The organism is Cyanobium sp. LEGE 06143 (genome assembly GCF_015207535.1).
In the GTDB taxonomy this organism is placed as follows: Bacteria; Cyanobacteriota; Cyanobacteriia; order PCC-6307; family Cyanobiaceae; genus NIES-981.
Window position 1 is genome coordinate 1 of record NZ_JADEWP010000092.1, and the last position, 9561, is coordinate 9561.

The 9561-nt window shown below is 65.3% G+C and carries 9 protein-coding genes and 1 pseudogene; 9 read left to right on the forward strand and 1 reads right to left on the reverse strand.

The window, feature by feature from the left end; genetic code table 11:
• The first annotated feature begins 382 nt into the window (after positions 1-382).
• The 8 genes from IQ216_RS07845 (at position 383) to IQ216_RS07880 (ending at position 7985) form a co-directional block, all read left to right on the forward strand.
• Positions 383-763, forward strand: a complete 381-nt coding sequence (locus tag IQ216_RS07845; RefSeq protein WP_193815039.1) for a hypothetical protein — start codon at positions 383-385, stop codon at positions 761-763.
• A gap of 155 nt (positions 764-918) precedes the next feature.
• Positions 919-1626, forward strand: a complete 708-nt coding sequence (locus IQ216_RS07850; protein WP_193815040.1) for an alpha/beta hydrolase — start codon at positions 919-921, stop codon at positions 1624-1626.
• A 28-nt stretch (positions 1627-1654) separates the two neighbouring features.
• Positions 1655-1837 (forward strand): hypothetical protein, encoded by a 183-nt coding sequence (locus IQ216_RS07855; protein ID WP_193815041.1) that lies wholly within the window; start codon positions 1655-1657, stop codon positions 1835-1837.
• A gap of 1 nt (position 1838) precedes the next feature.
• Positions 1839-2480: a hypothetical protein gene (locus tag IQ216_RS07860; RefSeq protein ID WP_193815042.1), complete on the forward strand. Its 642-nt coding sequence runs from the start codon at positions 1839-1841 to the stop codon at positions 2478-2480.
• Complete coding sequence (locus IQ216_RS07865; RefSeq protein WP_193815043.1) at positions 2477-5356, forward strand: CAAX protease; 2880 nt, start codon at positions 2477-2479, stop codon at positions 5354-5356. Before IQ216_RS07860 ends, IQ216_RS07865 begins: the two co-directional genes overlap by 4 nt.
• A gap of 218 nt (positions 5357-5574) precedes the next feature.
• Entirely contained in the window at positions 5575-6594 is a 1020-nt protein-coding gene (locus IQ216_RS07870; RefSeq protein ID WP_193815044.1) for a DUF4062 domain-containing protein, read from the forward strand.
• A 607-nt stretch (positions 6595-7201) separates the two neighbouring features.
• Complete coding sequence (locus IQ216_RS07875; protein WP_193815045.1) at positions 7202-7639, forward strand: hypothetical protein; 438 nt, start codon at positions 7202-7204, stop codon at positions 7637-7639.
• Between the two features lie 100 nt (positions 7640-7739).
• On the forward strand, positions 7740-7985 hold the full coding sequence (locus IQ216_RS07880) for a hypothetical protein (RefSeq protein WP_193815046.1): 246 nt from the start codon (positions 7740-7742) through the stop codon (positions 7983-7985).
• 39 nt (positions 7986-8024) lie between these two features.
• Here IQ216_RS07880 and IQ216_RS07885 read toward each other — a convergent pair.
• Positions 8025-8804: pseudogene (locus IQ216_RS07885) on the reverse strand (DUF362 domain-containing protein).
• A 172-nt stretch (positions 8805-8976) separates the two neighbouring features.
• Between IQ216_RS07885 and IQ216_RS07890 the strand changes: the two are divergent.
• The coding region (locus tag IQ216_RS07890; protein ID WP_228007277.1) for a cation:proton antiporter at positions 8977-9561 on the forward strand (585 nt) is incomplete at its 3' end.

The following is a 9561-nucleotide window of genomic DNA, read 5'->3' on the forward strand; positions in this document are numbered from 1 at the left end:
TCGCGCCTCGTGCGCTTCTTGGCCGTGGTCTGCTCGTAATCACCGAATCCGAGCTGCTTGCTGCCCATGAACCCAGTCCGCGCCTGCGATTACAGGGATATTTTCGCGCGGATGGCTCGGGTTTTCCAGAGCCTCCTTAGCATATTGTTGTCTGTGGGCTCGATCAGACAAATCCGAGTGCAGCTCTGGCCTGCCATCCACCAGGGAATACTGCGGCACCAGGAGTTTCAGCCACGGTCTCGCTTCCTGGCGCACTCCGCGCATCGGCAGGCCTCGATGCCCCCCCCCTGCTGGCCCGAACGGGACCCCAAAGTCCGATCCCAGTGAGTGAGGGGCGATCGCCAGGTCCTGAGCAGCCATCAGGCGGGGAGCTCCTGCAGAAGTGCGGGCCGATGCCCTCCAGGAGCACAGCCGCAGCCGGCTGGAGATCCTGCTCTGCGCCCTGGTGGGCAACACGGCGATCACCTGCCTGAAGAACACCTCCGCCAGCGATACCCTGGTGGACCAAGCCGCCCTCATGGGCGAATTCCTGGCAGTGGAGCATCACAGCCATGAGCTCATCCATTTCGGCTGGATCCACAAGCAAGGCCACGCCGAGGAACTCGTGGCTGCCACGGGAGCCAGCTCCTACCTGCAGATGGCGCTGCTAAATCTTTCCGACCATATGAGCGTGGTGACTCTCGTGTTGGTGGACAAGACTCTTCTGGCGATGACGCGCATGGGGCCCCGGTGGCCCGACTGGAGGTCATTCGATCCCAGCTGAAGGCCGTCAGAGCCCAGCGGCTGCCCGAGGGGGGCGGTGAGTCGCCAAGCTGATCACACCTGCCGGAGGTTCCCCTGGCCACTCCTCTGCTGCGCTCGCTGGGCTGGGCCGGCTGGCTGGCGCTGGGCTACGGCGGGATCTGCCTGCTGATGGCCGTGGCCCAGCGCTCCTTCATCTACCTGCCCCGGCCCGCCGCCGACCCCACCGGACAGCTGGAGCTGCCGGTGCAGGGCAAACGGGTGCTGGTGGCCMATCGGCCCCACGCCGGCCCCCGGGCGCTGATCTACTTCGGCGGCAACGCTGAGGATGTGTCGCTCACCCGCGCCGAACTGGCCGCCCTGCTGCCGGACACCGCCCTCTACCTGCTCCACTACCGCGGCTATGGCGGTAGCGAGGGCCGCCCCAGCGAAGCGGCCCTGCGCGCCGATGCCCAGGCCCTTTACGCCCAGGTGGCCCGGCGCCACAGCGCCGTGACGGTGGCCGGCCGGAGCCTGGGCACCGGACCCGCCGTGCACCTGGCCGCCACCCAGCCGGTGCAGCGGCTGGTGCTGCTGGTGCCGTTCGACAGCCTGCTGGCGGTGGCCCGCGGCGCCATGCCCTGGCTGCCGGTGGACCTGCTGCTGCGCGACCGCTGGGAGGCGGCGGCCGAAGCCCCCCTGGTGGAGGCCCCCACCACGATCGTGGCGGCCCAGTTCGATGCGGTGGTGCCGCTGGCCCGGGCCCGGGCCCTGCACCGCGCCTTCCGGCCGGGCGTAGCGGAGCTGCTGGTGGTGAACGAGCTCGACCACAACACCCCGATCCTGACTGCCGAGGCCTTCCGCACAGCGCTGATGGCGCAGCCCGCACCTAGCCTCCCAAGGTGACCCTGCGCCGCCGTTCAGGCCTGGAATGATGTCCGAGATCAACCTGCGGCAGGTCATCCTCGGCGTGCTCACCATCGTCATCTCCCTGGTGCTGCTGGTGGTCGCGGCGGTCAAGCTCTATCCCACCCAGAACGCGGACGCCCCTGCCGCCGATGAGGCCGGCCAGCTGCTGTCCCTGGAGATGGGAGTGTCCTCTGAGCTGGATCCGTGAGGTGATCGACACCTTCACTGAGCTGGTGGGGCACACCCTGCGCCTCCAGCCCGACGCCTTCCAGCTACTCGGCGCTGGCGAGCTGTCGGCCTGGTGGGGGGTGCTGATCGCCCTGCTGGCCGGGTTGTCTCAGGCGATCGGCCATGGCTTCATCCTGTTTGTGAACCGGGTGTCGCCACTGCGCTTCGGCCTCAGCCTGGTGGTGGAGGCGGTGCTGGTGGTGGTGGGCTTTCTGTTCTGGGCCCTGAGCACCTGGCTGGTGGCGCGCCTGGGCTTCGGCGTGGCGATCAGCCCCACCACGGTGGTGCTGGCGCTGGGGGTGGCCCATGCCCCGGAGCTGCTGGCCTTCCTCGGCGCCCTGCCCTATGTCGGCGTGCCCTGGCTCACGCTGCTCTCCCTGTGGACGGCGGTCGCCTTCGTGGTGGCAATGGTGGAGGTGGCCGGCCTGGGGGCCTGGCAGGCCTTCATTGCCCTGCTGGGCGGCTGGCTGGTGATGCTGCTGCTGCAGCGCCGCGCCGGTCAGCCGCTGATGCGTCTGGGGCGCGGCCTGCTGAATCGCACCGCCGGGGTGCAGCTGGTGCAGGACCGCCGCGCCCTGAGCGTGTTGCTGGATGCCGACCCCCGCGCCCGGCAGCGGCGATGAGGCTGTGGGTGCGTCGCCATCGCCGCTGGCTGCTGGGCGGCCTGCTGCTGGCCTTGGCCGTGCTGCTGCCGGGCGCGGGCCTGCTACTGGCCCTAGCCCGCCACACCCTGGTGCGCAGCTTCGGGGTGGTGGTGGACCTGGTGGGCATCGGCCTGGTGCTGTTTCTGGTGGCCGCTCTGCTGGCACCGCTCCAGGCTCTCGGCTGGTGGGCCGGCTGGTTCGGCGACGCCGAGGAGGGCCCCTCCAGCCTGGGGCAGCTGGCGGTGCCCGTGGCCGAGGGCCGCAGCATGCGGCGCTGGGTGGTGTATCTGGACGGCATCGGCCAGGCCTCCCAGCAGGCCCTGCCGGAGGGGGAAGACTTCCTGCGCCGGCTGGCGGCCGCCCTGCCGGGTGACATCGCCATCTTGCGCGGGATCATGCCCTACTCGATCACCAACCAGCCGCTCACCGAGGGGCGCTGGCTGGCTGGGTTCTGGCGCTGGGTCGACGCCTGGCGGGTGCGCCGTCCCCTGGCCTGGCTGGGGCTGCTGGTGAACCTGCGCAACCTCACCGTGGTGGCGGTGTCGGCCGATGGCCGCTATGGCCCGCTGTACAACGCCGGCATGGCGGAGCTGATCGTGGGCTCCCTGCTGGTCAACGGCTATGCCCCGGGCAGCGGCACGCCTGTGACGCTGCTGGGCTTCAGCGGCGGCGGCCAGATCTCCCTCGGCGCGCTGCCCCATGTGCGCCAGATGCTCGCCGCCCCGGTGCAGGTGATCTCCCTGGCCGGCGTGTTCGCGGGCAACAACCGGGTGATGCAGGCCGAGCACCTCTTCCATCTGGTGGGCGCGCGCGACCGGGTGGCACCCCTGGGCTCGATCCTGTTTCCGCGTCGCTGGCCGATCTATCTGTTCTCCCCCTGGAACCGGGCCTTGCAACGCGGCCGGGTGAGCCTGGTGCCGCTGGGGCCGGTGGGCCATGAGCTGCCGGGCGGGGTGATGGAAACCCGGCTCACCCTCCCCGATGGACGCACGCCCATGCAACAGACCGTGGACCTGGTGAGCGCCATCCTCGCCACTCCGGACGGCGGCCCTTCGGCCCTGGCGGCGGCCGGCGGCAACTACAGCCGCTTCATCACCAACCCCTGGCACCGGCCTGATGCCCGCCGCGACCTGGCCCCCCTGCACGATCCGCGCCTGCAAATGCGGCCCCACTGGATCGGCCGGTTGATCCTGCCGGAGGCGGCCAGGCGCGATGGCTCCGTGGGCTTCGAGGTGCTGCAGACGCCGCCCGGCTGGGGCCACTGCCGCGGCCGTATCGCCGCCCTGCGCTGGCGGGATCCAGCCATGGCCCAGGTGACCATGGATGTGTGCTTCAGCGATGAGGCCCGCGACAGCGCCCGTTCCGGCAACCTGCACCCGCTGCGGCTGGATGGCTGGGCCCAGGTGACGCCGCTGGAGTCGCTGGCCGGGGCCCATCCCCACGACGACATGCTGGTGCGGCTGCCCGAACCGGTGGCCGTGCTGCACGACAGGACGCCAGCGGCGGAGGGCGAGCCGCTACAGCTGGAGGTGAGCGCCGAACCGCTGCAAACCGCCGGCCTGGCCCGGGCCCTGGTGCGGTTCGTGAGACCCCTGGAGGGCCATGCCTGGGAGGCGCTGGTGTTTGATCCGGCCTGCGGCGCCTTCACGGGGCCGCCCCTGCGGCTGAGGCTTCCCCAGCCGGTGGCCAATGCGGAGGGCATCCTGCCCGCCAGCGCCGATGGGCTGGCGGAGGCAGACCTCAACCAGGAGGGCTGGGAGGTGAGCGGGGTGCCGGACGGCAGCTGCGCCTTCGTGGTGCAGGCGCTGCTGCCGCGGCGGCTGCGGCGGCTGGCCCCCCAGCGGCTGATCCCCCAGCGCCGCGCTGCCTGGCGCTACCTACGCCACCAGGCCTGGGGCGACACCACCGCCGGCGTCGCCAGTTCAGTGCTCCTGGCGGGGCGCCGGGCTGAAGCGGCCGATGGGGACACCCTGCTATCCGAGTGGCAGGAGGGCGACCGGCTGCTGGTGCTGCACGTGTTCGGCGGTATCGGCGGCGAGCAACGGGAGCAGGCCCTGCGCGGCGGCCTCTGCACGGGACACTTCGCCTACGGCTTCGGCAGGGTGCTGCGCAATCCCCTGGCCGGTGGCGAGCTCTCCGTGGCGGTGGACTACCGCCAGGTGTATGCCCACAACCCCGATGGCGTCGTGGCCGGCGCCCAGGACCGCTGGCGCTATCTCGGCGAGCGCCAGTGGGGCTGGCTCGGCTACCGGCCCGTGGCCGACATTCTGGTGCGCTTTCCGCCCTTCACCGGCAGCTACAGCCTCGGGCCGGCGGGCGCCGAGCGGCAGCGCTCTCCGCTGGAGGCCTTCGGCCGCCAGCTCATGGCGACGATGGCCCGCTACCGCATCGGCGACGGCAGCGGCGGCAGCTTCGTGGGGCCGGCCCACAACTGCGCCCAGGATTCCAACCTGGCCCTGTTCGCCGCCATCCGCGATCTGGACCGCGACATCCGCGGCGCTGAGCCGCAGCGCCTGCAGGAGTGGGAGCAGCGCCATCCCGAACAGGCCGCACGCCTGGACGCCCTGCTGAAGCTGGAGCGCATCCTGCGCGGCCGGCTGCTGCCGGTGCCGCCCATGCGCGGCGACTGGCAGCGGGGGTCATTTCAGCTCGGCAGCAGCCTCGACGACCAGCCCCTGCACGATCTGCTCCAGGGCCTCGGCAGCTGGCGTTCGCTGCTGCCACGCCTGGCCTGCGAGTCGGTGCTGAAGGTGTTCCTCAATCAGGGGGCCACGGCCCTGGTGCTGCGGGCCAATCAAGTGGGCGGGCATAACCCTCGCATTGCGCCGGTGGCACCGTTCAGCCTGGGGTGCTGACCAGCCAGTCCACCAGCCATCGGTAGCGAAAGGAACATTGCGTTAACGGGTCCGCATAAGCTGCCAGGGCAATAAAGCTTCTGCCTCAAAGGCCTGCTTTGGCAAGGAATCGACTTTGCCGGCAGAACATGGCGAGGAGCTTATGCTGGCAAGAGGGCTCACCTGCAGGTGGATAACGGACCCATCCATTGAGCGTTAGACACCACTAGGAATCTCCAATGGACAAGCGTTATCAAGTCTTTGTAAGCTCAACGTTTATAGATCTCCAAGAGGAGAGGCGGCAAGTCATTCAAACCGTCATGGAGCTGGATTGCTTCCCAGCGGGGATGGAGCTGTTTCCTGCAGCGGACGAAGAACAATGGGATTTCATTCGAAAAGTTATTGACGACTGCGACTACTATATCCTCATTCTTGGTGGAAGATACGGGTCGCTAACAGATGAAGGCATAAGCTATACCGGGAAGGAATATGATTATGCTGTTGAACAAGGTCTTCCTGTATTAGGATTTCTCCATGAGAATCCTGATGAGATCCCACTTGCACGATCTGAGATTGACCCGGAAACTCGTCAGAAGCTGGCTCAATTCCGCTCCAAAGTCGCGAGTGGTCGTCTCGTACGTTTTTGGAAGACTGCTGATTCTCTTCCCGGCTTAGTAGCACTAAGTCTTAATAGGACAATAAAGACGTATCCTAGAAATGGATGGCTAAAGGCAACGGCTTTTCCTTCAGCAGAGACACTAGCCGAACTCAATGATTTACGAAAGAGGTTGGCTCAAGCGCAATCCGAGCTAGAAGAGGCACGAAAAGCAGTCTCACATACACAAAGCATTACTGATCTTGCTCCACTAGACAAATCATTTACTGTCAAGGGCGAGTACTATACCCAAAATGGTAAGTCGAGTTGGTCGACCCGTCTCACTTGGCTGGAGCTGTTTACAATAATAGCGCCAACCCTGCTGATCGCCACCGCTGATGGCAAAGTCAGTTTCCATCTTGCTGAACTCCTCCTTGCACGTACAGGGAAAAAAGGCAGAACAGCGTCTATTGATGACTCAGTATTCGACACTATCAAGGTTCAGTTTCTTGCACATGGACTCATCGTTGTTCAAACACTGAATCTCAAGGGCGGTGGAGTGGCGCTTTTCTGGGGGCTAACCAAGTATGGACATAGTGTCATGCTTCAGGAGAGAAGCGTGAAACAAAATAGCCAAGATTCCGAGAGTGAGACAGGGGTCTAACATCAAGATTCAGAAGACGGGTGCGGAGGTGGCCGTCTCTTCATAGGCTGCATCCCGCTTCTGATCTTGGCGTTAAAACAGGAAAGTCATGAAGAAATTTCACATCGCCATCTCTACAAACAGAATAGAAGAAACTATTGCCGACTATTCTTCTCGCCTGGGGATTCAGCCATGCTCAACCATTCCTGGCGAATACGCACTGTGGCGAACGGAGTCTTTAAATGTTTCTGTACGAAAAGACCATGATCACGAGGCAGGAACTTTATGACATTTGGGCTGGGAAGACTCTACGGCACTCGAATTCTCGAAGGATACCGACGTGAACGGTATTACCTGGGAACGCTTTAGTGCACAACATCAGGCCCATGAAATCAATGATCTATGGCCAGCTGCAAACTATCAGCCCTGAACTCTAAATCAACAGATTCACGGCACCTGATTGTTTTGCTGTTCCACAGCTCAATAACGGCATGGGAACCGGGCCGGGCGTCAGAAAGACTCTTCAGGTGATCAACCATGTCATGGCCCTCCAGTGCCGTGGCAAGAGTGCCGGGTAGACCATTCCATCGCTCAGGGCTAAGGTTCGCCATGAACGATTTTCGATCCCATGCGCTCCTCCCTGTTTGCTTCTGCCTGCCTGCTCGCCCTCGCCACCACCGCATGCCAACAGCAGGACATGACCGCCCGCAAGGAGAAGACCGAAGCCAAGATCTGCGCCCAGCTCACTGAGGTCAGCCAGGCCCTCACCACCGTGGATGAGCTCACCCCCGCCTCCACGGTGGGAGAGGCCAAGGAGGCTGAAGGGGCCCTGGGTACAGCCATCACCAACCTTGAAGCCTCGGAGCAGAAGCTTGAGGAGCTGCGCACCAAAGCCTTTCAAGAGCAGCTGAAGACCTTCCGTTCCGAGGTGGCCCAAGTGGCCAGCAGCAAGGACACCACCCTCGAGGAGGCGGCCGCCCAGCTCAAGGCCAAGGCCCAGCCGGTGATGGCGGCGCGGGCTGAACTCTCGCGCGCTGTGGAGTGCGAGGAACCCGGCCAGCCCTGAGGTGAGGCGTCCTACCCAGGGCTGGAGCGCGATCGCTGGATCCTGTTAGCGTTGAATTAGGGCCTTTGCGCCCCTTGGTTCCTGCAGCACAACAGACAGCATGAAACGCATCGCGATCGGCACCCTCACAACCGCCAGCATCAGCGCCGCGGCGGCGCTGATGCTGGCCCTGCCCGCCCAGGCCAATCAGCCCAACATGAAGGCTGCACTGTCGAGCCTCAATGAGGCCAAGCAGAGCCTGGAGAAAGCCAGTTCGGGCAAAGGCGGCCACCGTGTGAAGGCCATTGAGTTAATCGATGAGGCCATCGAACAAGTGAAAAAAGGCATCAAAGCTGGCCGGATGTAGGCGCTGGTCAGCGCATCGAGCCTGACCTCTGGGCTCACGTCAGGCTTCCGGGGCTTTGTCAAGAAGCCGGCGAAGCTGATCGGCCATGGTCTGGCCCGGCAGATCGGCCGTCACGATTTCGATCCGCTCAGCCGAGTCGACGCCCAGATTCAGCTCCACAGCGCGTTGAATCTGCTCCAGATCCCAGATCGAGCCACGAGACAGCGCGGCTGTGGTACCCATCAGGCGCAGAAGTGCGATCCCCACCACATCCACCGCCACCCGATCCGTGCCGGCAAGAATCACGTTGGGCCTGGCGATTGTGCCCCTGTGAGGGCCACCGTCGACGAAAGCTTCCACCGCATCGAGAAGCACCAGAGCTGGCGTGCAGGCCTGGTTCACCTAAGCGATCATGCGCCGCTGATGGGGAGAGGAGTGGAGGTCGGCCATGTAGTTGTGGGAATCTCCGGGCACGGTTTTCGCCACCAGTCCCACCGTGTTCTTCAGGGACAGGGTGAACTGCCCTCCGAAGCGATGGGTCTTGAGGCAGCAGGTGTTCACCACGGCGCCGGCGTCGAGAGCCGGGCGGGCAAAGGCGTACCCCCGGGGCCAGTGGGTGCCCTCAGCGGCAACATGCCTCCATTGGTCGCGTTCCAGGTCATCAAGCACCAGGGCCTCCAGCAGGATCGGGTCGGTGGCAGCCGGCGCTGGATCCGCCGTGTTGAAATTCGGCTTGAGGAACACGCTGTTGCCCTCCAGCCCTGGGGGCTGCAGCAAGTCAAGTGCCTGATGGGTTCCCGCCGCCCGGTCGTCAGTGTGAATCAGCACCACCCGGCTCACCCCTGAGCTGGGTCGCGGCGGCCTCGGAGGGAGGACTGGATTGTCAGGCCACCGAGAGTGCCGCGCTGCCGGTGGCCAAGCCAACGAGCTTGAGGAGCTGGCGTCTCGGATTCGCGGCCCAAGTGCTGGCCACGGCAGAAACCCAACCCAATGAGAGACGTTCCTGGCCAGGTTGCGCGATCCTCAGACGGATCGGCAGGGCATGGGGAGCGTGTGGATCAATCTGGCCGTGCTGTTGGCCGGCGTGTTGCTGCTGCTGGGCATTGCCTCCAGCAAGTTCTCTGCCCGGCTGGGGATGCCGGTGCTGGTGCTCTTCCTCGCGGTGGGGATGCTGGCCGGATCAGAAGGGATCGGCCGCATCCCCTTCGAGAACTACGACCTGGCCAACAGCATCGGCAGCGTCGCCCTCGCCCTGATCCTGTTCGACGGCGGCCTGCGCACCAACCGGGCGGCCCTCCGCCGCGTCTGGGCCCCTGCCGGTGCCCTGGCCACCGCAGGCGTCGTCATCACGGCACTTATCACGGGCGCCGCCGCCAAGTTCATCCTCGGCCTTGGCTGGATCGAAGCCTTGCTGCTCGGCGCCATCGTCGGCTCGACGGACGCCGCCGCCGTGTTCCTGCTTCTCCATCAGCGGGGGTTGCGTCTGCGTCCGCGCGTCGCCTCGACGCTCGAGGTGGAATCGGCGGTCAACGACCCCATGGCGATCTTTCTCACGCTCGCCTTTGTCGGTATTGCGACGCAGGGTGTCGTCCTCGAC

Bases quoted from the DNA above. Each gene is read 5' to 3' on its own strand.
- IQ216_RS07870 (WP_193815044.1), top strand. From the start codon at position 5,575: ATGGACAAGCGTTATCAAGTCTTTGTAAGCTCAACGTTTATAGATCTC.
- IQ216_RS07875 (WP_193815045.1), top strand. From the start codon at position 7,202: ATGCGCTCCTCCCTGTTTGCTTCTGCCTGCCTGCTCGCCCTCGCCACC.
- IQ216_RS07880 (WP_193815046.1), top strand. From the start codon at position 7,740: ATGAAACGCATCGCGATCGGCACCCTCACAACCGCCAGCATCAGCGCC.
- IQ216_RS07865 (WP_193815043.1), top strand. From the start codon at position 2,477: ATGAGGCTGTGGGTGCGTCGCCATCGCCGCTGGCTGCTGGGCGGCCTG.
- IQ216_RS07855 (WP_193815041.1), top strand. From the start codon at position 1,655: ATGTCCGAGATCAACCTGCGGCAGGTCATCCTCGGCGTGCTCACCATC.